The 21,763-nt window shown below is 68.3% G+C and carries 21 protein-coding genes; 10 read left to right on the top strand and 11 right to left on the bottom strand.

The genetic code is table 11. The features are described from left to right. Positions 1 to 13: 13 nt before the first annotated feature. The 4 genes from ABGB08_RS01060 to ABGB08_RS01045 all read left to right on the top strand — a co-directional run bounded on the left by ABGB08_RS01060 (position 14) and on the right by ABGB08_RS01045 (position 2,665). On the top strand, positions 14 to 616 hold the full coding sequence (locus ABGB08_RS01060) for an HD domain-containing protein (protein WP_347584830.1): 603 nt from the start codon (positions 14 to 16) through the stop codon (positions 614 to 616). A gap of 116 nt (positions 617 to 732) precedes the next feature. After that, positions 733 to 1,563: a DUF2231 domain-containing protein gene (locus tag ABGB08_RS01055; RefSeq protein WP_347584828.1), complete on the top strand. Its 831-nt coding sequence runs from the start codon at positions 733 to 735 to the stop codon at positions 1,561 to 1,563. Between the two features lie 69 nt (positions 1,564 to 1,632). Next, entirely contained in the window at positions 1,633 to 2,388 is a 756-nt protein-coding gene (locus ABGB08_RS01050) for a sulfite exporter TauE/SafE family protein (RefSeq protein ID WP_347584826.1), read from the top strand. A 40-nt stretch (positions 2,389 to 2,428) separates the two neighbouring features. Beyond that, entirely contained in the window at positions 2,429 to 2,665 is a 237-nt protein-coding gene (locus ABGB08_RS01045) for a hypothetical protein (protein ID WP_155353858.1), read from the top strand. Here ABGB08_RS01045 and ABGB08_RS01040 read toward each other — a convergent pair. Further along, positions 2,662 to 3,633: an SPFH domain-containing protein gene (locus tag ABGB08_RS01040; protein WP_347584823.1), complete on the bottom strand. Its 972-nt coding sequence runs from the start codon at positions 3,631 to 3,633 to the stop codon at positions 2,662 to 2,664. The two genes, ABGB08_RS01045 and ABGB08_RS01040, sit on opposite strands and share 4 nt — an antisense overlap. A gap of 74 nt (positions 3,634 to 3,707) precedes the next feature. Next, positions 3,708 to 4,496, bottom strand: coding sequence for an ABC transporter ATP-binding protein (locus tag ABGB08_RS01035; RefSeq protein ID WP_155353860.1), 789 nt, complete (start codon positions 4,494 to 4,496; stop codon positions 3,708 to 3,710). 70 nt (positions 4,497 to 4,566) lie between these two features. On the opposite strand from ABGB08_RS01035, the gene ABGB08_RS01030 reads away from it, so the two are divergent. After that, positions 4,567 to 5,364, top strand: coding sequence for a hypothetical protein (locus tag ABGB08_RS01030; protein ID WP_347584820.1), 798 nt, complete (start codon positions 4,567 to 4,569; stop codon positions 5,362 to 5,364). Between the two features lie 280 nt (positions 5,365 to 5,644). Here ABGB08_RS01030 and ABGB08_RS01025 read toward each other — a convergent pair whose 3' ends face one another. After that, positions 5,645 to 8,029 (bottom strand): protein kinase, encoded by a 2,385-nt coding sequence (locus ABGB08_RS01025; RefSeq protein WP_347584817.1) that lies wholly within the window; start codon positions 8,027 to 8,029, stop codon positions 5,645 to 5,647. 134 nt (positions 8,030 to 8,163) lie between these two features. Between ABGB08_RS01025 and ABGB08_RS01020 the strand changes: the two genes are divergently transcribed. Then, complete coding sequence (locus ABGB08_RS01020; protein WP_347584810.1) at positions 8,164 to 8,841, top strand: hypothetical protein; 678 nt, start codon at positions 8,164 to 8,166, stop codon at positions 8,839 to 8,841. 166 nt (positions 8,842 to 9,007) lie between these two features. On the opposite strand, the gene ABGB08_RS01015 is transcribed toward ABGB08_RS01020, so the two are convergent. The 3 genes from ABGB08_RS01015 to ABGB08_RS01005 form a co-directional block, all read right to left on the bottom strand. Then, a complete protein-coding gene (locus ABGB08_RS01015) occupies positions 9,008 to 9,373 on the bottom strand; it encodes an HEXXH motif-containing putative peptide modification protein (protein ID WP_347584803.1) in 366 nt (121 codons plus the stop codon). Positions 9,374 to 9,497: 124 nt separating this feature from the next. Next, positions 9,498 to 10,133, bottom strand: a complete 636-nt coding sequence (locus ABGB08_RS01010) for a response regulator transcription factor (protein WP_347584796.1) — start codon at positions 10,131 to 10,133, stop codon at positions 9,498 to 9,500. Next, positions 10,130 to 11,269, bottom strand: a complete 1,140-nt coding sequence (locus ABGB08_RS01005; protein WP_347584789.1) for a GAF domain-containing sensor histidine kinase — start codon at positions 11,267 to 11,269, stop codon at positions 10,130 to 10,132. The genes ABGB08_RS01010 and ABGB08_RS01005 overlap by 4 nt, the downstream gene beginning before the upstream one ends. Positions 11,270 to 11,413: 144 nt before the next feature. Here ABGB08_RS01005 and ABGB08_RS01000 point away from each other — a divergent pair, with 144 nt between their 5' ends. The 3 genes from ABGB08_RS01000 (at position 11,414) to ABGB08_RS00990 (ending at position 13,758) form a co-directional block, all read left to right on the top strand. Beyond that, a complete protein-coding gene (locus tag ABGB08_RS01000) occupies positions 11,414 to 12,076 on the top strand; it encodes an SDR family NAD(P)-dependent oxidoreductase (protein ID WP_347584781.1) in 663 nt (220 codons plus the stop codon). Then, a complete protein-coding gene (locus ABGB08_RS00995; protein ID WP_347584774.1) occupies positions 12,073 to 13,071 on the top strand; it encodes an S-adenosylmethionine:tRNA ribosyltransferase-isomerase in 999 nt (332 codons plus the stop codon). Before ABGB08_RS01000 ends, ABGB08_RS00995 begins: the two co-directional genes overlap by 4 nt. A 150-nt stretch (positions 13,072 to 13,221) precedes the next feature. Then, on the top strand, positions 13,222 to 13,758 hold the full coding sequence (locus tag ABGB08_RS00990; RefSeq protein WP_347584767.1) for a hypothetical protein: 537 nt from the start codon (positions 13,222 to 13,224) through the stop codon (positions 13,756 to 13,758). A 53-nt stretch (positions 13,759 to 13,811) separates the two neighbouring features. On the opposite strand, the gene ABGB08_RS00985 is transcribed toward ABGB08_RS00990, so the two are convergent. Genes ABGB08_RS00985 through ABGB08_RS00970 form a run of 4 tightly spaced genes read right to left on the bottom strand, consistent with a single transcriptional unit; the run spans position 13,812 to position 17,458 of the window. Continuing rightward, positions 13,812 to 14,855: an ABC transporter permease gene (locus tag ABGB08_RS00985; RefSeq protein ID WP_347584760.1), complete on the bottom strand. Its 1,044-nt coding sequence runs from the start codon at positions 14,853 to 14,855 to the stop codon at positions 13,812 to 13,814. Continuing rightward, positions 14,852 to 15,757: an ABC transporter ATP-binding protein gene (locus ABGB08_RS00980; protein WP_347584741.1), complete on the bottom strand. Its 906-nt coding sequence runs from the start codon at positions 15,755 to 15,757 to the stop codon at positions 14,852 to 14,854. Before ABGB08_RS00980 ends, ABGB08_RS00985 begins: the two co-directional genes overlap by 4 nt. 10 nt (positions 15,758 to 15,767) lie before the next feature. After that, positions 15,768 to 16,682, bottom strand: coding sequence for a lysophospholipid acyltransferase family protein (locus tag ABGB08_RS00975; protein ID WP_347584734.1), 915 nt, complete (start codon positions 16,680 to 16,682; stop codon positions 15,768 to 15,770). Beyond that, entirely contained in the window at positions 16,679 to 17,458 is a 780-nt protein-coding gene (locus ABGB08_RS00970) for a GNAT family N-acyltransferase (protein WP_347584727.1), read from the bottom strand. Before ABGB08_RS00970 ends, ABGB08_RS00975 begins: the two co-directional genes overlap by 4 nt. A 378-nt stretch (positions 17,459 to 17,836) precedes the next feature. On the opposite strand from ABGB08_RS00970, the gene serB reads away from it, so the two are divergent. Further along, complete coding sequence (gene serB, locus ABGB08_RS00965; RefSeq protein ID WP_347584720.1) at positions 17,837 to 19,054, top strand: phosphoserine phosphatase SerB; 1,218 nt, start codon at positions 17,837 to 17,839, stop codon at positions 19,052 to 19,054. Between the two features lie 269 nt (positions 19,055 to 19,323). Here serB and ABGB08_RS00960 read toward each other — a convergent pair whose 3' ends face one another. Further along, on the bottom strand, positions 19,324 to 21,720 hold the full coding sequence (locus tag ABGB08_RS00960; protein ID WP_347584713.1) for an excinuclease ABC subunit UvrA: 2,397 nt from the start codon (positions 21,718 to 21,720) through the stop codon (positions 19,324 to 19,326). Between the last annotated feature and the right edge of the window lie 43 nt (positions 21,721 to 21,763).

Raw genomic sequence — 21,763 nt, 5'->3', positions numbered from 1 at the left:
TAGGCTTGCGCAGGTGACCACCGCGCATCACGAGGACCGCCTGTCGGGCCAGATCCAGTTCATTCTGGAGATCGACAAGCTGAAACGCGTCCTGCGGCGCAACCTGCTCATCGACGGCTCCCGGCGGGAGAACGACGCCGAGCATTCCTGGCATCTCGGAATGCTGGCGTTGGTCATGGCCGAGCATGCCGAGCCCGGGGTGAATCTGGACCGGGTGGTACGGATGCTGCTCGTGCACGACATCGTGGAGATCGACGCCGGGGACACGTTCATCTACGACGTGGTGGCGGTGGAGGCGCAGGAGGCGGCCGAGCGGGCGGCGGCGGATCGTATCTTCGGGCTGCTGCCGGAGGATCAGGCCACGGAGTTCCGGGCGTTGTGGGATGAGTTCGAGGCGCGCGAGACCCCGGAGGCGCGGTTCGCGAAGGCGCTCGATCGGCTGGCTCCGATCATGGCCAATCATCACAATGAGGGCGGCACCTGGGCGTTGTACAAGGTGACGGCGCGGCAGGTGCGGGAGAAGGTCGCGATCATCGCGGATGGGTCGGCGACGCTGGGAGCGTTCGCGGTGGCGCTGGTGGAGACTTCTGTGGCGCGGGGGCACCTGGCGCCCTGATGTTCGCCTTCCTGAGGCGGGGGTAGGTCGGTCAGGGGGTGAAATCGATGGATAAATCGACTGAACCGCGCCGGGCAAACCTTTTCATCGCTCCGCCTGGGGAGACCTTGGACCGGTTGGAGCACAGTAATCGGCTTGATCCGCCGATACGGGTGCTGGCGAAAGCCGTACGAGCCAGGATCCGGCCGGGGCGGTTGCGGGACGTGCTGCACGGGGTGCCGATCGGGCATCCGGTTCATCCGTCGCTGGCCACGTTCACGCTGGGGTCCCTGGCGGGGACCGCCGTGCTCGACCTGACCTCGGCCGATCCACGGGCGGCTCGGGTGCTCCTGGCGACGGGGCTGGTGGCCGCGCTGCCCACGGCGGCGGCCGGGATCACCGACTGGTCGTCCCTGCATCGGGAACAACAGCGGGTCGGCTTCGTCCACGCGGTGGCCAATGTGACCGCGCTCAGTCTCTACACCACCTCGCTCCTCATGCGGCTCACCGGCCGCACCCGAACCGGCCGGACCCTGTCCTTTCTGGGGCTCGGGGCCGCGAGCCTGGCCGGATATCTCGGCGGGCACCTGGCGCATCGCCAAGCCGCCGGAGCCAACCACGCCGAATCGGTCACCCATCTGGTCCCGACCGGCTGGCACGACCTGTGTACCCTGCGCGAGCTCCCGCATGGCCGCCCCGTCATCCGCCGCCTCGGCTACATCGATCTTTTCGTCCTCCGCCTGGGCGAAACCGTCACGATCCTCGCCGACGGCTGCTCCCACCTGGCCGGCCCGCTCCATCAGGGCCGCATCGCCGTCGAGAACGGCACTCCCTGCATCATCTGCCCGTGGCACGGCAGCGTTTTCCGCCTCACCGACGGCTCCGTAGTCCACGGCCCCGCCACCGCTCCCCAACCCTGCCTGCAAACCCGCCTCAGTGAGGATGGCATAGTCCAGGTCTGTGTCTAGAAGGCGTATACCTCGATCCTGGTCCTATCGGTCTGCCACAAAATCGCTCGCCAGGTTGAGGAGATCTTGGTGACGCCGCTGGAAGCGGTCGCGGTTTTCGCGGCGGGGGTTGGAGCCGGGGGGATCAATGCCGTGGTCGGGTCGGGGTCGTTGATTACGTTTCCGACGTTGCTGGCGGTGGGGTATCCGCCGGTTGTGGCGAATGTGTCCAACAACATTGGGCTGGTTCCGGGCGGGATTACCAGCGTGCTCGGGTATCGGGCCGAGTTGCGGGGGCAGCTGGAGCGGTTGCTGCGGTTGGGCATCGGGTCGGTGCTAGGGGCGCTGGTCGGGGGGTTGCTGCTGCTGTGGTTGCCGGAGCAGGCGTTCCAGGTGATCGTGCCGGTGTTGATCGCGGTGGCGTGTGTGCTGGTGGTGGCGCAGCCGAAACTCAATGTGTGGCTGGCTGAGCGGCGGCCGCACGCGCATCCGCATGGAGGGCCGTGGTTGTGGCTGGGGGTGTTCGGAGCGGGGATGTATGGGGGATATTTCGGGGCGGCGCAGGGGGTTGTGCTGATCGGGCTGCTGGGAGTCTTCCTCGATGAAGGGTTGCAGCGGGTCAACGCGGCCAAGAATCTGCTCTCACTGCTGGTCAACACGTCGGCGGCAGTGCTGTTCGTGGTGATCGCTCAGGTCGACTGGACGGCGGTGGCCTTGATCGCGGTTGGATCCGCGCTGGGCGGATTCATCGGTGCCCGGGTCGGCCGGAAACTCCCTGCTCCCCTCCTGCGCGCCGTGATCGTCATCGTCGGCGTCACGGCCATCGTCAAACTCCTGACATCCTGAAAAATGCGTACAAATGCTCGAATGTGGGTATGACAAGGGTGTGAAAGGGGATCGAGTAGAAATCGTCATCGACGCCGGAGGCACCCCGCGCACCTACGAGGTCGTCGCGACCAAAGCCGGCCGCCGCGTCGAGGTAACCACCGGCCGCAGCATCGTCGAAGTAAGCGAAGTAACCCGAAACGGCACCCCCGTCCGCACCGCCCGCTTCATGTCCAACCGCATCCTCGCCCTCGTCGAGCACCCGGTGGACGGCGGTCCCACTCCCCTCGGAACCTAGGAAGAAGGACGGTCGATCTGACCGTCCTGCCGGGGGTTGACCGCGTCCCGCGGAGGTTCGACCGCATCCCGCGGAGGGCCGAAGAGGCCGCCCAGGTTTTCGAGGGCGCGGCCCATTTCGGAGGGGACGATCCAGAGTTTGTTGGCGTCGCCCTTGGCGATTTCGGGGAGGGTTTTGAGGTACTGGTAGGCGAGGAGGCGGTCGTCGGGCGCGCCCTCGTGGATGGCTTTGAAGACCATGGCGATGGCGTCGGCCTCGCCCTTGGCGCGCATGGCCTTGGCTTCGGCTTCGGCCTGGGCGCGGAGGACGGCGGCTTCGGCTTCGCCGCGGGCCTTGAGGACGGCGGCTTCGCGCTCGCCCTGCGCGGTGAGGATGGCGGACTGCTTGTTGCCTTCCGCGGTGAGGATGGCGGCGCGTTTGTCACGGTCGGCGCGCATCTGCTTCTCCATTGAATCCTGGATGGAGGCAGGCGGATCGATCGCCTTGAGCTCGACCCGGTTGACGCGGATGCCCCATTTGCCGGTCGCGTCGTCCAGCACCCCGCGCAGCTCGGTGTTGATCTCCTCGCGCGAGGTGAGCGTGCGCTCCAGATCCATCCCGCCGACCACGTTCCGCAGCGTCGTCACGGTCAGCTGCTCCACCGCGACAATGAAGCTCGCGATCTCGTACGTGGCCGCTTTCGGGTCGGTGACCTGGAAGTAGATGACCGTGTCGATGGAGACGACCAGGTTGTCCGAGGTGATCACCGGCTGCGGCGGGAACGTCACCACCTGCTCGCGGAGATCGACCTCGACCTTGATCCGGTCGATGAACGGCACCACGATGTTCAGACCCGCGTTGAGGGTCCGGTGGTAGCGACCGAAACGCTCCACGATCCTGGAGGTGGCCTGCGGCACGATTCTGATCGTTCTGGCCAGGGCAAATCCCGCGACACCAACAACGATCAGGGCGGCGATGAGCTCAACCATGCTCTCACTCCAGTCTTTGACCCCGGCTGGAATGCTATTTGGTTTTGCCGATACGCGTGGATTAAGACCACATATCAGAACGGGCGCGCGTACCACCGGCCGTTGTCGCCACGGTCCAGGCTGAGCGGCACGCCGAACGTCTTGGACAGATTGTCGGAGTTCATCACCTGCTCCAGCGGCCCCTGCGCGACCACCGATCCATGCCGCAGCAGCATCACGTGGGTGAACCCGGCCGGCACCTCCTCGACGTGGTGCGTGACCAGCACCATGGTCGGCGACTTCGCGTCCAGGGCCAGCGCGGACAGCCGCCGCACCAGATCCTCCCGGGCGGCCACGTCAAGCCCCGCGGCGGGCTCGTCCAGCAGCAGCAACTCCGGGTCGGGCATGAGGGCTCGAGCGATCTGCACCCGTTTGCGCTCGCCCTCGGACAACGTGCCGAACCGCCGCCGGATCAGGTGCGCGCAGCCGAGTTGATCGATTAATTCGACCGCGCGGGTCACGTCGTTGGAGTCGTACTCCTCGTTCCAGCGGCCGAGAATCGCGTACGACGCGGTGATGACCAGGTCGATGACCTTCTCCTCGGGTGGCACCCGTTCGGCCAGCGCCGAGCTGGCCAACCCGATTCTGGGCCGCAACTCGAAGACGTCGGTCTGGCCGAGGCGCTCGCCGAGGATCTCCACCGAGCCTTCGGTGGGGAACAACAACGCGGCGGCGACCTGCAGCAACGTGGTTTTGCCCGCGCCGTTGGGGCCGATCACCACCCAACGTTCGTCCTCGCGCACGGTCCATTCGATGCCGCCCAAGAGCGTCGCACCGTCCCTCCGGACGGCCACGTCCTGCAGCCGAAGCACCTGACCGCCCACGACAGTCCCCCTCCCGTTCCAACACGCTCAGACAAAACCTATTGCAGGACGAGCGCATATCGTGGACTGGGTGCGCACCGATTCACCGATCTCCGCCACCCTTGTCGCCTGGGGCAACGCCTGGCTGACCGGGCACATCGGTCTTGACGAGGCCGTGGACCGGGTCGAACACGCCGCGGGCCCGCAACTCGTGGCCGTGCCCGTGGACGCCACCCCCACCACCGAGGCGGCCGGTTCGCCCTTGCCCGCCGAGGTTTCCGCGCCCGCCGCCGAGCTGGCCGACGTGCCGCTGCGCGGCTTCCTGGCAGAGCTGCGCGGCGAAGGATTGACCTCGTTCCGGCTGGCGCTGCCCGCGCCCGGAGATCCGCTGGGGCTGACCGGGCCGCCCGCGTTCACCCGCTCGGCGGTGGCGGCCGAGCAGGCGGCGATCGCCGTACTGGACGGCAAGCGACTCGGCCTGGTGCCCGCCGAAGACCGCCGCGGCTCCTCCTATTCGGGCGTACGGTGGGCGACCATGCCCGCCGCGACCACCGACGCCGACGTGCCACAACTAGCCGAAGCCGAACGCGCCCTGACCCTCACCATGCGCTCCGCAACCGACGCCCTGATCGGCATAGACGGCCCCGCCCAAGGTTTCCCCTCCCTCGACGCCGCCGACGAGGCCCTCGCCCCCGGCTACCCCGGCCGGGCCCACCGCCTGGGCGCCCTGGCCGCCCGCCTCTCCCTCGCCCTCCGCCTCGCCGAGGAACGCGGCCTCACCTCCAGCCAACTCACCACCCGCAACGAGGCCCTCCGCGACCTCGACCGCGCCGTACGCCGAGCGAGAATCGCCGCCCATCACGCAATCGTGGAACTCAGAACACCTTGAAGCGCAGGCCGACCTTGAAACGCCCGGAGCAGTTGCAGCGCCGGGGGCGGGCGGAGCCCGCAAGAGGGCGGGTGAGGTAGGAGCCCCACGGCAATCAAGGCGAAGCCGCAGGGCCCGCGGAGCGCAGGGGCGGGCGGAGCGCAGGGGCGGGCGGAGCGCAGGGGCGGGCGGAGCGCAGGGGCGGGCGGAGCCCGCAAAGAAGGGTGGGCGGGTGAGAGCCCCACGGCAACCAAGGCGAAGCCGCAGACGAGGCGGAGAGTGGTGCATGGACCGTGGGTCGTCAGGGGGAGAATTCCTTGATTTGCCAGAGTTTCAGGCGGCGGTCTTTGCCTGCGGAGACGATTGCGGGTTTGTCGTCGAGTTCGACTAGGTCGACGGAGAGGACGCCGCCCTTGTGGGCTTTGACTGGTTTGCCGAGGGCCTTGAAGGTTTCCAGGTCCCAGAGGCGGATTGTTCCGTCGGTGCTTCCGGAGACCAGGATGGGGTGGTTGTTCACCTCGCCGAAGGCCAGGGAGTAGACGTTGTTCTTGTGGCCGGTGAGTGTCTTGCCGATGGCTTTCCCGGACTTGGGGTCCCAGATTCTGATCTTGTTGTCCTCGCCGCCGGATATGACCACGTCACGGCCGTCGAGCACGCCGGTCGTGACCGAGTAGACCGGCTTCTTGTGGGCCCGGAACGTGGTGTTGACGCGTTTGCGGGTGGAGGCGTTCCAGACCCGGAGCGTGCGGTCCTCGCTGGCCGAGATGATGACGGTCTTGCCGTCCCGCTTGCCCAGCGTCAGCCAGTTGATCACGTTCCGGTGTGCGGCGATGGCACGGCCGAGGGATTTGCGTTTCTTCAGGTCCCACATCCGGATCCGGCCGTCGGCGCCGCCGGAGACCGCGACCCATTTATCCCCTACCTTGCCCACGGCCACCGCGTACACGGCGTCGGAGTGCCCGCGCATCGGACTGCCGAGCGCCTTGCGCTTCTTCAGGTCCCAGACCCGGACGGTGCCGTCCCTGCTGCCGGTAACCGCCAGCGCGCGACCGCTGACGTTGGCGACGGCCACCGCGTACACCTCGTCGGAGTGGCCGGTCATGGGTTTGCCGATGGATGTGCGCTTCTCGGCGTTCCAGAGGCGTACCTGACGGTCCAGGCCAGTGGAGACCAGGACATGGGTGTCGCCCACCGTCGCGGCGGCCACGGAATAGACCGCGCCGCGATGGCCGGACAGCGGTTTGCCGATCGGCTTGCCCAGGGCCGGGGGCGGCGTGACCACCGGCGTCGGGCTCGGCGACGGCAACGGCAACGGCGACGCGACGCTCGACGGCGGGAGGGGAACGGCGGAGGAGGTGACTTGAGCCACCGCCTGGGGATCCTCCTCCTCGCCGGAGAACGTGGCGGGAACGACGAACAGAGCGGTGGCGGCCAGCGCCAGCACGACGGCGAGCCCACCGCCAACCAGCCCCGCCCGCCTTCCCCGGCGCGGCACATCGGTGTCGGGAAAGAACACCGGATCCGGCAACCGATGGTTCACCGTGACCGACTGCTCAGACTCCGGGTCGTACGACGGCGAGGCGAACGCGTTCGGCCGCGCCGCATCAAGCGACGGCGAAGCGAACGGATTGACCGGCGCCGCAGCAGACGGGTTGATCGACGCCGCATCATGCGACGGCGAGACGAACGGATTGACCGGTGCAGCGTCATGTGATGGCGAGACGAACGGATTAACCGGTGCAGCGTCATGTGATGGCGAGACGAACGGATTAACCGGCGCGGCGTCATGTGAAGGCGGGGCGAACGGGTTGGCTGGTGTCGCGGCGACCTGTAGGCCCGCCGTCATCGAGCGTTCGAGGTCGTCGGTGTCGGCGCCCTGCTGGTCCAGCAGAATGAACAGCGCCTCGGCCGCGGTCGGCCGGTCCTCCGGACGTTTGGCCAGGCACGACTGAACAAGCGGGCGCAGCCGATCCGGCAACTGGGAGACGTCAGGCTCCTCGTTGATCACCCGGTAGATCACGGCGGGCAGGCTGTCGAACCCGAACGCGGGCCGCCCCGTCGCCGCGAAAATCATCGTGACCGCCCAGCTGAACAGGTCGGACGGCGGCCCGACCCGCTGCGCGCCGATCTGCTCGGGCGACATGTACGCCGGCGTCCCCACCACCCCACTGGACAACGTCACCGAGGAGTCCAACGCCCGCGAGATCCCAAAATCGATCACCCGGGGCCCGTCAGGACCCAGCAGCACGTTGCTCGGCTTGAAGTCACGGTGCACGATCCCCGCCCGATGGATGGCGGCCAGCGCGGTGATCGTCCCCACCGCCAGCCGATATAACGCGCCGTCCCGGCGGGGACCCTCGTCGTGCACGATCCGCTGCAACGACACGCCATCGACCAGCTCGCTCACGATGTACGGATGATCGCCATCCATATGCGCGCCGATCACCCGGGCAGTGCAGAACTGCGCGACCCGCCGGGCGGCCGCCACCTCCCGCAGGAACCCGTCGGCATCATCCACCGCCTGCTCCCCGATCCGCGCCCGGAGCAGCTTGATCGCCACATTGGCGCCATCGGGGCCGGTGCCCGCGTACACCACGCCCTGCGCGCCCTCGCCCAGCCGCCCGACCAGGCGGTAGCCCCCGAGCGACACCGGATCATCGGGACGGAGTGGTTGTCTCTGCGCCACGTCGGGCATCCCCCATCATCCCGAATCACGAAATTTACGACCCGGATTCTAGTGAGAGAAGATCGCCATCCTCATTCCAAAGTGATAATCATCGGATATACGGGGATTACCATGACTCATCCAACGGAGACTCCATGCGCCGCACTTCTGGCATGCTCGCAGGGCTCACTGTCTTAGTTCCGCTTGCGCTGACCGCACCGCCCGCCGCCGCCGCGAAGATCACCACGCCGACCACCGCGACTACCGCCACGGCTCTCCCGGCGAAGGCCGCCAAACGCGCCCCCTACGCGAACTTCAAGATCCACCACGTGACCTACCCGAAGAAGGTCAAAGCCGGGGGCAAGGTCACCTACAGCTTCCAGATCACCAACGTCGGCCCCCACAGCGCCGACTACTACTACATCGGCGGCATCCTCCCCAAGGGCATCGTCACCACCCTCAAATGGGGCGGCCCCAAAGGCACCGAATGCTTCTGGGAAGGCCGCGAATTCTGGTGCTGGCCCCCGCCGATCCTCTACCCCAACCCCGCCGAGGGCCAGACCGACACCACCTGGCTGACCATCCAGATCACCCTCCTCAAGGGCACCCGCGGCACACTCACCACCAAGCTCGGCGCCATCACCTACGACGTCCCCACCGGCGCGGAGAACCTCGACAAGAGCCAGCTCAAAGAACTGGGCATCGACGGCTGGATCACCACCAGAACCGTCAAAACCAAAATCATCGCCCCCGGCTCCCGCGTCTACATCCCCCCGCCCCCCAAGCCCACCCCCAACCGCACCCCCGACCGCAACCGCAAAAAGGGCACCTGACCCACACCGCCCTCACTCCGGCCCGGAGCCGCGGCATCCGGCGACTCAGCGAGCATGGCGCCCTGACCGCGAGAACAGACTGCTCTGGCCCCAGGGATTGCCGCTCATACGCACAGAAGCCCTGGGATCGCTGACCTACGCTCCAGCGGCTGGAGCATAGAGAGCACTAACAAGCCCCCATGCCCGTAACGCCGCACAAGCCACCAAGGTGCTCCAATGGCCGGGCCGCAATGGTCCGGCCATCTTTGGCACCGCCGACGGCGAGAGCAGCCCGCGCGGTGAACGGAAGGAGATCGAGGAGGGCCCAGAGCTTCGAGTGCTGGACCTCGTGGGACAGCAGCGAGGCCAGCATCCGGCCGTTCGGCGGGAGCGAGCCCGCGAAGGCGCCGAAAGCATAGCGTGACGTGGCACTCGTCGGCCTGCCTGCCGGGCGGGACAGGGGGACGAAAGTGGTCACTCCCCCGAGCACCTCCTCGGCGTACCACGGATGGTGGTCCTTCAGGACGTCACCGGTGCCGGATAGACGCCGCACAAGCCACCAAGGTGCTCCAATGGCCGGGCCGTAGTGGTTCGGCCATTTTGGCGCCGGGACGGCGAGGGCTAGCACGGACATAGCCGACGCCGGATAACGGCGAGTAGCGCCCGAGCAGACCCCGTTAGGCCAGGCCGTGTCGTACCGCGTAGAGCGCGGCCTGGGTTCTGTCTTGGACGCCGAGTTTCATCAGGACGTTGGAGACGTGGGTTTTGACGGTCTTCTCGGCGACGAGGAGTTCGCGGGCGATCTCGCGGTTGGAGCGGCCCGCGGCGATGAGGGCGAGGACCTCCCGTTCGCGTTCGGTCAGCAGGATCGGTGTGGTGGCTTGTTTGGGATTGGGGCCGTCGAGCATGGCGTCGGCGGCTTCGGGGGCCAGGAGGACCTGGCCGCCGTGGACGGCGCGGATGGCGCTGATCAGGGCGGCGGGGTCCACGTCCTTGTAGAGGAAGCCAGCGGCTCCGGCGCGCATGGCGGGGGCGACGTCGGCGCGGTCGCTGACCGAGGTGAGGATGATCGCGCGGACTTTCAGGTCCCTGGCGGCCAGCTCGGTCAGCGCGCCGAGACCGCTCAGGCCGGGCATCTTCAGGTCGAGCAGGAGCACGTCGGGATCGAGCGAAGCGGCTAGGGCCACCGCCTCGTCGCCGTCCGCGGCTTCGCCGACCACCTCGATGTCGCCCTGGACTTCCAGGAACGTGCGCAGTCCCTGGCGCACGATCGGATGGTCGTCGGCGATCAGCACGCGGATGGGTTCGCTCATATCGGGACCACCAAACGCACCGCCGTACCGCCCTGAGGGTTCGGGGTGATGTCGAGGGAGCCGCACGCGGATTCGGCGCGGTCCCGCATGGAGGCGAGACCGAGGCCGCGGGATTCCGCGTCGACCAGGTCGAAGCCTTTGCCGTCGTCGGCGATCTCCAGGGTGAGCCGGGAGCCGGCTTGGGTCAGCGTGACGGTGATCACGCAGGATTCGGCGTGGCGGAGCGCGTTGTGCAGGGCCTCCTGGGCGACCCGGAGCACGGCGACCTCGGCCGCCGGGGGCAGCTCGCCCGGAGGTTCGCCCTCCAGGGCGAACGAGAGCTCCACCGGATGCAGCCGATCCAGCAACGCGACATGTTTGCGCAGGGTCTCCACCAGGCCGTGCCGATCCAGTTCGGCGGGCCGCAGCTCCACGATGACGGTCCGGAGTTCGGCGAGCGCCTCCCCGGCCAGGCGCTGCACCTGGTCGAGCTCCCGCGCCGCCCTGGCCGGATCGGAGGCCAGCAGCGCGGCGGCCGCCCGCGCGGTCAGCCGCAGCGAGAACAGCTTCTGGGTGACGGCGTCGTGCAACTCCCTGGCCATCCGGGTGCGTTCCTCGATGACGGTGAGCTCGCGACTCCGCTCATACAGCCGAGCGTTGATCAGAGCGATCGCGGCGTGCGCGGCGAACAGCGTGAGCAGCTCCTCGTCGGCTGCGGTAAAACCGCCAGGGCTGCGCTTGTTGGCGAGAAAGATGATGCCGAGCACCTGATCCCCGTCCAGGATCGGCACCCCGAGAAAGTCCTTCAGCACCGGATGCGCCTTCGGCCACCACTCGAATCGCGGATCTCGCCGCAGATCGGGCAACCGCACCGGAGATCCCTCGCGGAGCATTGCCCCGAGCATGCCATGCTGCCGGGGCGTCGGCCCGATGGCCTCCCACTGCTCATCGGAGATGCCCTCGGCGACGAACTGCGCGAACGCCCCCTGATCGTCGGGCACCCCGAGCGCCGCGTATCGCGCGTCCAGCAGCCGGCTGGCCGACCGGACGATCACCTGAAGCACCTCCCGGGCCGACAGATGCCGGGTCACCGCGAGCACGGCCGAACTCACGGCATGCAACACCGCGTCCCGCTCACCCGAATCCACAACCGCCACGACTTCACCCTAGGCCGCCCCACCGACATTCCGTTCGGCCCGATGGCCTAGGCCGATGAGCCCGCCCCCGGCGGGCCTTCCGCCCGATGTGGGCAAGCCCCCGCATTCCTAGCGTGAGAAGCCCACCAACGGAGAGGTCTGCACATGAAGCACGCACTGATCACCGGCGCGTCCCGCGGGCTCGGCCTCGCACTCGCCCGGGCGCTGGCCGCCGACGGCTGGTCGCTCACGCTGACCGCCCGCGGCACGGCCGATCTACACGCCGCCGCCACCGAACTGGGCGCGACCGCCATCCCCGGCGATGTCACGGATCCGGAGCATCGGGAGCGGTTGGCGCAAGCCGTACCAGAACTGGATCTGCTGGTGAACAACGCCAGCGGGCTCGGGCCTGTGCCGTTGCCAGCGCTCGCCGAGCTTCCGGTGGACGGGCTGCGCGCGCTGCTGGAGTCGAACGTGCTGGCGCCGCTGGGGTTGATCCAGGCCACGCTGCCCGCGCTGCGGAAACGGCAGGGCGCGATCATCAACATCTCCTCGGACGCGGCCGTCGAGGCGTATGAGGGCTGGGGCGGTTACGGCGCGACGAAGGCGGCGCTGGAGCAGCTGTCGCACGTGCTGGCCGCCGAGGAGCCGGAGGTCGCGGTCTGGTGGGTGGATCCGGGCGAGATGCGGACCCGGATGCTCGCCGACGCGATCGGCGCGGACGAGGCGGCGCAGGCGGACCCGCCGGACATGGTCGCGCCGGCGCTGCTCAGCCTGCTCGCCCGGCGTCCGGCCAGCGGCCGGTTCACCCGGGGAGAGCTGGCATGAGCCTCGATTTCGCGCTCCCGCCGATCCGGGAGGCGCACGAACCGCCGGAGGCGCGCGGCCTGGCGAGGGACGCGGTCCGCCTGATGGTCTCCCGCCGGAACACCGGCGAGATCACCCACCACAAGTTCACCGACCTGCCGTCGGTCCTCGGCCCGGGCGACCTGCTGGTGGTCAACAACTCCGCGACGCTCCCGGCCGCGGTCCGGCTGGACCGGCTGGCCGTGCACTTCTCGACCGAACTCCCGTCCGGCGAGTGGCTGGTGGAACTGCGCCGCCGTACGCCTACCGCCACCGAACCCTACGCGGGCGGCGCACCCGGCGAGTGGCTGCCCCTGCCCGGCCGGGCCACCCTGCGCCTGATCGCCCCCGAGACACCCCGCCTGTGGCGCGCCCGCCTGGACCGCGACGTGCCCGCCTACCTGGGCCGGTACGGAACCCCGATCCGCTACTCCTACGTCGAGCGGGAGTGGCCGCTGGAGAACTACCAGACCGTGTTCGCGGTCGAGCCGGGCAGCGCCGAGATGCCGAGCGCGGGCCGCCCGTTCACCACGGCGCTGGTCACCGAGCTGGTGTCCCGGGGGGTCGCGATGGCGCCGATCACGCTGCACACCGGCGTGGCCTCACCGGAGAAGGACGAACCCCCGTATGCCGAGCGATTCTCCGTCCCCGAGCACACGGCTCGCCTGGTCAACCTGGCCCGCGCGTCGGGCGGCCGGGTGATCGCGGTCGGCACCACGGTGGTCCGCGCCCTGGAGACGGCGGCCCTGGACGGGCCGGTCAGGGCGGTTTCCGGGTGGACGTCCCACATCGTGACGCCCACCGAGGGCGTACGCGCGGTGGATGGCCTGATCACGGGCCTGCACGAGCCGCGCAGCAGCCATCTGATGATGCTCTCCGCCGTCGCGGGAGCCGAGCTGGTCGCCCGTTCCTACGCCGAAGCGCTGGCCGAGGAGTACCTGTGGCACGAGTTCGGGGACACCCACCTGCTGCTCTAGCCGGTGACAAGAGCGCTCCAAGTGTTCTCCGGGAAGATACCGGGAGAAAGCAAAAGTTCTTTACTCATTGTGCCAAAAACTGGTAAAAATCTTTCCGGTTCATTCTTGGGGCGTTCCTAGCTGCCCCTTCGTCCTCCTGGAGACATCCTCATGCCTCACCCGATCGTCAAGATCGCCAGTTTCGCGCTGGCTCCACTCGTGGGCGCGACCCTGTTCGCGACCGCGCCGGCCGCCGCGAAAGCCGACGACCCGTTCTCGGTCTTCAAGATCTCGAACGTGAAGTACACCAAGAAGGTCAAGAGCGGCGGCTGGGTCAAGTACTCGTTCACGGCCACCAACACCGGTCCGCACGCCGCCGACTACTACTGGATCGGCGGCACCCTGCCCAAGAGCGTCGACACCAAGAAGAAGCTGTACTGGAGCGGTCCGAAGGGCACCCAGTGCGACTGGGCCGGCCGCGAGTTCTGGTGCTGGACGCCGCACATCCTTGAGGTGGACGAGAGCGACCGGCTCTCCGTGCAGTTCAAGCTGAAGAAGAACGCCCGCGGCTGGCAGTACGGCGAGGTCGGCGCCATCGCGTACGACGTGCCGACCGGCGCCGGGGACCTGGACCGGCAGGCTCTGAAGGAGCTCGGCCTCAAGGGCTGGATCTACACCAAGAAGATCCGCACCCTGGCCGTCAAGTAAGTCCCCAAGTCGCCCGCCCCGGCACCGGGCGGGCGACTTACCGCTTTATCGCCTCATACGTCGTCCCAGCGGAACAGGAACACCGCGATCAGGCCGATGACCAGGCCGAACCCCAGGATGATGCCGAGTTCCGGCAGGATGCTAGCCGGGCCCTGGCCGCGGACCATGACGTCCAGCATGCCCTCGTTCAGATGCTTCATCGGGAAGATGTTGGAGAGCGACTGCAGCCAGCCCGGCGCGCTGTCCAGCGGGAAGAACGTGCCGGACAGGAACGCCATCGGCAACACGATCAGGTTGGCGATCCCGGCCGCCGCCTCCGACGTCTTGGCCAGGCCGCCCGCCACCATCCCGATCGCCATGAACACCAGCGTCCCGGCGACGACCACCGGCACGCACATCCACCAATAGTCCGACAGCTGTAGCCCGAACATCGGCAGGCTGGCCACCCCCAGGAAGATCGCCGTTTGCACCAGCGCGATCCCGACGCTCGCCCCGACCCGGGCCGACACCACGGTGGCGGTGCTGACCGGAGCCAGCCGCAACCGGCGCAGGATCTTCTTCTGCCGCCAGGTAACCAGCGTCATGGCCGCGCCGAACGTGGCGCCCATCGAGATGGCCCAGCTGAGCAGTCCCGGCGTGACGTACTGGATGGCTTTGAGGGACTTGTCCTCGACCTGTTCGGCGGCCAGCGTGAACCGCTGCGGCACCCCGGCGGCGTTGGCCTGCCCGACCAGCTGGCCGAACACGCCCCGGACGGTGCCCGCCCTGACCTGGTCGGCGGCGGTGTAGAAGAGCTGGTAGCGGTCACCCTGCTGCCGTACCACCGCGACGAAGTCGCCCTGGCGCACCTGCTCCTGCGCGGCGGCGAGATCGTTCTGCTTGGTGATCTCCAGGATCTCGCCGAGCCCCGGCGCCTGGTCCAGGATCGCGACCGGACCGACCTGGATGATCTTCGACTTGGCGACGCCCTGGTTGGTGAAGATCGCCCCGAACAGCACCAGGAACATGAGCGGGAACAGGATCGTGAAGAACAGGCTGGACCGGTCGCGGAGGAAGCCGAGCAGCATGGCGCGGGAGAGCGACCTGAACGGGGTCACGCGCGGTACTCCCGTCCGGTGAGGTGCAGGAAGACGTCTTCGAGGGTGGCGCCTCTGACCTGGATGCCGGTCAGCAGGTTGCGGTCGGCCAGCGCCGTCAGGACCGGGGCGGGGGCGCGGGTGGCGATGGTCACCGTCACGCCGTCGTCGGTCACGCTCGCGTCGGGGCCGGCCACCTCGCGGGCGGCGGGCAGGCTGAGCGTGCCGGTGGCGAGGCTGATGTGGGTGGCGCTGTCGAGGCCGCGCACCAGCGTGGCCGGCGGCCCGAGTTCAAGGACCTTGCCATGGTCCATGATGGCCACCCGGTCGCAGAGCGACTCCGCCTCGTCCAGGTAGTGCGTGGTCAGCACGACCGTGCGGCCCGCCTCGTTGATCGAGCGCAGCAGGTCCCACAGGTTGCGGCGGGCCTGCGGGTCAAGGGAGGCGCTCGGCTCGTCCAGGAACAGCACCTCGGGGTCGTGCACGAGGGCGCAGGCGATCGACAGGCGCTGTGCCTGCCCGCCGGACAGCTTCTCGGCCGGCGTTCCGGCTTTGTCCTCCATGCCGACAACGGTGAGCATGTCGTCGGCTTTCTTGGCGGGAATGCCGTACAGGGAGGCGAACGTGCGGATCTGCTCGCGCGCCGTCAGGCGCTCGAAGAACGAGGACGCCTGGAGCTGCACCCCGATCTTGGGCAGCAGGCGGGGGTTGCGGGGCCACGGCGACATGCCCAGAACCTCGACGGTGCCGGCGTCGGCCTGGCGCAGCCCTTCGATGATCTCCAGGGTGGTGGTCTTTCCCGCGCCGTTCGGGCCGAGGATGCCGAAGAACTCACCCTCTTCGACGGAGAACGACACCCCGTCGACGGCATGAACATCGCCATACCGTTTCTGGAGGTCCTGAACGATGATTGTTTGCCCCATGTTGCCCAGGCTAGGCGATCATCTGTCGCTGGTGCGCTCCCTGCGGTGTTCCACTCAATCCGGTACGGACCTGTGCTTCCGCGACCGACGCCAGCGCCTTCCTGGCCTCGTGCGGGCGGCCGGAGGGCGACAGCCGTACGGGCGGAAAGAGGGTCACGGTCACGGTGAGGTTCTTGGTCATGGTCACCCGCCGGATCGAGCCGATCAGCGTGTCGCCGCCGACGTAACACGGGCGGGCGGAGGTGACGTTCTTCTCGCGATAGTGGATGGTGGCCGGGCGCACAGCGGCCTCCGCGTCCAGAGCGGCCTGGAACACGGCCGGACGAAACGGCCCCATCTCCCCGCCGCACCAGGTGGTGCCCTCCGGAAAGGCGACCACGGTGTCGCCCGCGCGCAACGCCCCCGCCACCCCGGCAACTGCCTTCGGCAGCTCCAGCAACCGATCACGATGGATGAACAGCACACCCGCACCACGCGCCAGCGTGCGGATCAGCGGCCATTCCCCGACTTCGCTCTTGGCCAGCGGCCGGCACGGGAGGGTCGCCGCCATGACCAGGGGATCCAGCCACGAAATATGATTGGCGACCAGCAAGGTCCCGCTTCCGTTTCCGTCTGGTACGGCACGCAGCACCGGCGCCCCACCGAGAAACACGAACCCTTTGCTCGCCAGCACCCGCACCCCGAGCGCCCGCAGCAGCAGCCGCGCCCAGCGTTGAGTGATCTTCGCTCGGGTGTCCGGGCTGAACCGGCGCGTGAGCACGGCGATCGGGACGCCGCCGAGCAGCACCGCCGCCGCACCCGCGATCCTGCCCACCCTGCGCAGCGGCGAGGCCACCGTCAGGGCCGGGTTGACGCACGTGGACGGCTGGCACGGGGCCAGCGGTTGCCACGAGGTGACCGAAGGGGGGATGAAGGTGACGGTCATGGCTCGCCCAGGAAGTGCCGAAGGTAACGGGTGTCCACATTCGCGAGCGAGAGCAGCACGAAGAAGTCGGCCGTGCCGAAGTCGGCGTCGTGCGCGGGCGCCCCGCACACCCAGCCGCCCAGGCGCAGATACCCGCGCAGCAGCGACGGCATCACGAACCGCTCCGGAGCGCCCCCACCCGACCAGGGGATGTGCGGCACGACGCGGTATTCGTCCGGCCCGAGGTCGATCCGCTCCACCACCCCGGCCGCCGCGACACCCCCGTCGTTCAGCGGCACCGAACAGCATCCCGCCAGCCAGGAGTAGCCGCCGCCGACCATGTAGTGCGCGATCCCCGCCCACATCAACGCCAGCACCGCACCGGCCCGATGATCCTGGTGTACGCAGGTGCGCCCCACCTCCACCAGCCCGCTCCGGATGGCCGCCAGCTTTCCGAGATCGAAATAATTGTCGGAGTAGAGCCGCTCGACCCGCCCCGGGGGAAGCAGGCGATAGGTCCCCACGACCTCGGTCCCGCTGCGAACCAGCAGATGATCGCAATAGGCGTCGAACTTATCCACATCCAGGCCCGAGACCGGCGAGTCCAGCCGTGCCCCCATCTCCTCCGCGAAGACCTGGTAGCGCAGCCGCTGCGCCGCCTGCACATCGGCCGCGGTCCGCGCCAGGCTCACGGAGTAACGCCCCCGCGCATCCGCGAGATCGATGGTCATCTCCTTCGACGCCCGCGTCGCCATGACCACCGCCGGTCCCACCCGCCCACTCTTCGACGAACTCACGGGCACCTCCACCATCGTGCTCCTCCGCGATTCCACTCTCCGGACGCCGTCTTGATCCACTCGCACATCCATCGCCGTTGGCGCCGAGCCACCCATGGACGCCTGCGCGTCCAACCGCGTGGCCATCAGCCCAGTCACGACCGCCTCAACCTGCTCATCCGGCGGTCCAGCCATGGGCATCGTGATCGTTTGATCCACCGGCCCGCTGGTCAGTGGTGATTTGTTTTGCATGGAGACATGACGACATGCGGACATGACGGTCAGCTCTCCTATTGGCGTTGAGGATGCGTCCGGATGGTGAACCTGATGCGCGGGCTCGAAGGGAGGACCAGTAGCGTTGAGATGTCGTACGTTCCCCGCTCCTTTACAGAGATCCGGATGAACCAGCGCACCCTTCTGATCACGCTCACCGGCCCAGACCGGCCAGGCGTCACCTCAAGACTTTTCACCGTTCTCGCGGGATTTCCCGTCACCGTCGCGGACGTCGAGCAGGTCGTTATCCGCAAACGACTCACCCTCGGCGTCCTGGTCTCGTACGCGGGTGGCCCCTCGACCGGAACCGGCGGCACGATCGGCGGCCTGTGGACCGCGATCGAACAAGTCGCCGCCGACCTTGACATGGACCTGGAGCTGACCACCGGCACCGCCTCCAAGGAGAAGCGCCGCCGGGGACGGCTGCACATCACCGTGCTCGGCTCGCCGCTGCTGCCGTCCGCGATGGCCGGAATCGCCGGCCGGATCGCGGCCAGCGGCGCCAACATCGACCGCATCGACCGGCTCTCCAGCTACCCGGTCACCTGCATCGAAATGGCCGTCTCCGGCGCCGACCCGGCCTCACTCCGGGCCGAACTCGCGGCCGAGGCGCACGTGCAGCAGGTGGACGTGGCCGTGCAGCGCTGGGGCATCCACCGGCGAGGCAAGCGCCTGATCGTCATGGACGTGGACTCCACCCTGATCCAAGGTGAGGTCATCGAACTCCTGGCCCGCCACGCCGGCAGCCTCGAGGAGGTCGCCCGGGTCACCGAGGAGGCGATGCGCGGCGAACTCGACTTCACCGAATCGCTGACCCGCCGGGTGGCCCTGCTCGAAGGCCTCCCGCAAGAGGTGTTCGAAAAGGTCACCAAGGAGGTCGTCCTCACCCCCGGCGCGCGAACCCTGGTCCGCACGCTCAAACGCCTGGACTACCGTTTCGCCATCGTCAGCGGCGGCTTCACCCAGATCACCGACGCCCTGGTGACCGACCTCGGCATCGACTACTCCGCCGCCAACACCCTGGAAGTCATCGACGGCCGCCTCACCGGCCGCGTCACCGGCGAAATCATCGACCGCCCCGGCAAGGCCAGAGCCCTGGAACGTTTCGCCCTGCAATCCGGCATTCCCCTCAGCCAGACCGTGGCCATCGGCGACGGCGCCAACGACCTCGACATGCTCGCCACCGCCGGCCTGGGCATCGCCTTCAACGCCAAACCCGTCGTACGCAAAGCCGCCGACACCGCCGTCACCGTCCCCTATCTGGACTCAATCCTCTACCTCCTCGGCATCTCCCGCGACGAGGTAGAAGCCGCCGACGCCGAAGACGGCCTAACCGACACCTAACCCACCCAACTCCGCCCCGCTCCAAACAATTAGCGCGAACCAACCACATCTCGCCTCTAAGGACAGATGCGAAGTACGGCGGGTCAGCTTGCGGGTGGGCAGGGCGGACACGTAGGCCGACATAAGACCGTGCCCAAGACCACCGCGCCCGCGATGGCCGCTGACCAGCGGCTCACCAGAGGCCCACTATCACGGTCGGCCGGAGTGTCCGCCCTGCCCACCCGCTACGGACCTCAGCCTTCACGCGCTACGGACCTCAGCCTTCACGGCTAGGCACCGACGTAGGCCGCGAGGTGTTCGCCGGTGAGGGTGGAGCGGGTGGCGACGAGGTCGGTGGGTGTGCCCTCGAAGACGATACGGCCGCCGTCGTGGCCGGCGCCGGGGCCGAGGTCGATGATCCAGTCGGCGTGGGCCATGACCGCCTGGTGGTGCTCGATGACGATGACCGACTTGCCGGAGTCGACGAGCCGGTCGAGCAGGCCGAGCAGCTGTTCGACGTCGGCGAGGTGCAGGCCGGTGGTCGGCTCGTCGAGGACGTAGACGCCGCCCTTCTCGGCCATGTGGGTGGCCAGCTTGAGCCGCTGCCGCTCGCCGCCGGACAGCGTGGTGAGCGGCTGGCCGAGGCTGAGGTAGCCGAGCCCGACGTCGGCGAGCCGGTGGAGGATGGCGTGCGCGGCCGGCGTGCGCGCCTCGCCGGCGCCGAAGAACTCCTCGGCCTCGGTCACCGACATCGCGAGCACCTCGCTGATGTCCCGCCCGCCGAGGTGGTATTCGAGCACCGACGCCTCGAATCGTTTCCCCTCGCACTCCTCGCAGGTGGTGGCGACGCTGGCCATGATCCCCAGGTCGGTGTAGATGACGCCGGCGCCGTTGCAGTTGGGGCAGGCGCCCTCGGAGTTGGCGCTGAACAGCGCCGGCTTCACGCCGTTGGTCTTCGCGAACGCCTTGCGGATCGGGTCGAGCAGTCCGGTGTAGGTCGCCGGGTTGCTCCGTCGCGAGCCGCGGATCGCGCTCTGGTCGATCGAGACCACACCCGCGCCGGCGGGGATCGACCCGTGCACGAGCGAACTCTTGCCGGAGCCTGCCACGCCGGTGATCACGCAGAGCACCCCGAGCGGGATGTCGACGTCGACGTCCTGCAGGTTGTTGGCGGTGGCCCCGCGGATCTCCAGCGTGCCGGTGGACGTCCGCACTGTTTTCTTGAGGGTGGCTCTGTCGTCGAGGTGGCGGCCGGTGATGGTGCCGCTGGCCCGCAGCCCCTCGACGGTGCCCTCGTAGCAGACAGTGCCGCCCGCCGTGCCGGCACCAGGGCCGAGGTCGACGACGTGGTCGGCGATCGCGATCGCCTCCGGCTTGTGCTCGACGACGAGCACCGTGTTGCCCTTGTCCCGCAGCCGCAGCAGCAGGTCGTTCATCCGCTGGATGTCGTGGGGGTGCAGGCCGATGGTGGGCTCGTCGAAGACGTAGGTCGTGTCGGTGAGCGAGGAGCCGAGATGGCGGATCATCTTGACGCGCTGCGCCTCGCCGCCCGACAGCGTGCCCGCCGGCCGCTCGAGCGAGAGGTAGCCCAGCCCGATCTCCACGAACGAGTCGAGGGTCTGCAGCAGCGCGGTGAGCAACGGCGCGACCGACGGCTCGTCGAGGCCACGGACCCATTCGGCGAGGTCACTGATCTGCATCGCGCAGGCGTCGGCGATGTTGATCCCGCCGATCCGTGAGGAGCGGGCCGCCTCGCTGAGCCGGGTGCCACCGCACTCGGGACAGGAGGCGAAGGTGACCGCCCGGTCCACGAACGCCCGGATGTGCGGCTGCAGCGCGTCGGGATCCTTGGAGAGGAACGACTTCTGCACCTTGGGAACCAGCCCCTCGTAGGTGAGGTTGATGCCGTCGACCTTCACCTTGGTCGGCTCCTTGTAGAGGAAGTCGTGGAGCTCCTGCTTGGTGAACTTGTGGATCGGCTTGTCCGGGTCGATGAAGCCCGACTCGGCGAAGATCTTTACGGTCCAGAAGCTGTCCACCTTGTAGCCGGGCACGGTGATCGCGCCCTCGGCGATCGACTTGGAGTCGTCGTAGAGCTGGGTGAGGTCGATATCGGTGACCCTGCCCCGGCCTTCGCAGCGCGTACACATGCCGCCGGTGCGGGTGAAGGTCTGTTTCACGGCCTTGCCGGCACTGGCGCCGCGCTCGACCGTGATCGCACCGCTGGCTCGGACCGTGGGAACGTTGAAGGAGAACGCGTTGGGCGAACCGACGTGCGGCTGCCCGAGTCGGCTGAACAGGATGCGCAGCATCGCGTTGGTGTCGGTGGCGGTGCCGACTGTCGAGCGGGGGTCGGCACCCATGCGCTGCTGGTCGACGATGATCGCGGTCGTCAGCCCGTCGAGCACGTCGACCTCGGGCCGCGCCAGTGTGGGCATGAAGCCCTGCACGAAGGCGCTGTAGGTCTCGTTGATCAGCCGCTGCGACTCCGCGGCGATCGTGCCGAAGACCAGCGAGCTCTTGCCCGAGCCGGAGACGCCGGTGAACACCGTCAGCCGGCGCTTCGGGAGCTCGACGCTGACGTCCTTGAGGTTGTTCACGCGCGCGCCGTGCACGCGGATCAGGTCGTGGCTGTCGGCAACGTGCGGCGCAGGCGACTGCGTCTCCGGTCTCGTGGCAATGCTCATCGTGTCTCCATATCTGTTAGGCGAGGCCGCCGATGCTCGGTGT

The sequence above is a fragment of the Acrocarpospora sp. B8E8 genome (assembly GCF_039871605.1).
Lineage (GTDB): Bacteria > Actinomycetota > Actinomycetes > Streptosporangiales > Streptosporangiaceae > Acrocarpospora > Acrocarpospora macrocephala.
This window is presented reverse-complemented; position numbering and strand designations above follow the sequence as displayed.

What these genes read in the sequence shown, in the direction of transcription:
- ABGB08_RS01040 (WP_347584823.1), bottom strand. Translation starts at nt 3,633, where the DNA reads ATGGTTGAGCTCATCGCCGCCCTGATCGTTGTTGGTGTCGCGGGATTT.
- ABGB08_RS01020 (WP_347584810.1), top strand. Translation starts at nt 8,164, where the DNA reads ATGCGCCGCACTTCTGGCATGCTCGCAGGGCTCACTGTCTTAGTTCCG.
- ABGB08_RS01010 (WP_347584796.1), bottom strand. Translation starts at nt 10,133, where the DNA reads ATGAGCGAACCCATCCGCGTGCTGATCGCCGACGACCATCCGATCGTG.
- ABGB08_RS01000 (WP_347584781.1), top strand. Translation starts at nt 11,414, where the DNA reads ATGAAGCACGCACTGATCACCGGCGCGTCCCGCGGGCTCGGCCTCGCA.
- ABGB08_RS00995 (WP_347584774.1), top strand. Translation starts at nt 12,073, where the DNA reads ATGAGCCTCGATTTCGCGCTCCCGCCGATCCGGGAGGCGCACGAACCG.
- ABGB08_RS00990 (WP_347584767.1), top strand. Translation starts at nt 13,222, where the DNA reads ATGCCTCACCCGATCGTCAAGATCGCCAGTTTCGCGCTGGCTCCACTC.
- ABGB08_RS00980 (WP_347584741.1), bottom strand. Translation starts at nt 15,757, where the DNA reads ATGGGGCAAACAATCATCGTTCAGGACCTCCAGAAACGGTATGGCGAT.
- ABGB08_RS00975 (WP_347584734.1), bottom strand. Translation starts at nt 16,682, where the DNA reads ATGACCGTCACCTTCATCCCCCCTTCGGTCACCTCGTGGCAACCGCTG.
- serB (WP_347584720.1), top strand. Translation starts at nt 17,837, where the DNA reads ATGAACCAGCGCACCCTTCTGATCACGCTCACCGGCCCAGACCGGCCA.
- ABGB08_RS00960 (WP_347584713.1), bottom strand. Translation starts at nt 21,720, where the DNA reads ATGAGCATTGCCACGAGACCGGAGACGCAGTCGCCTGCGCCGCACGTT.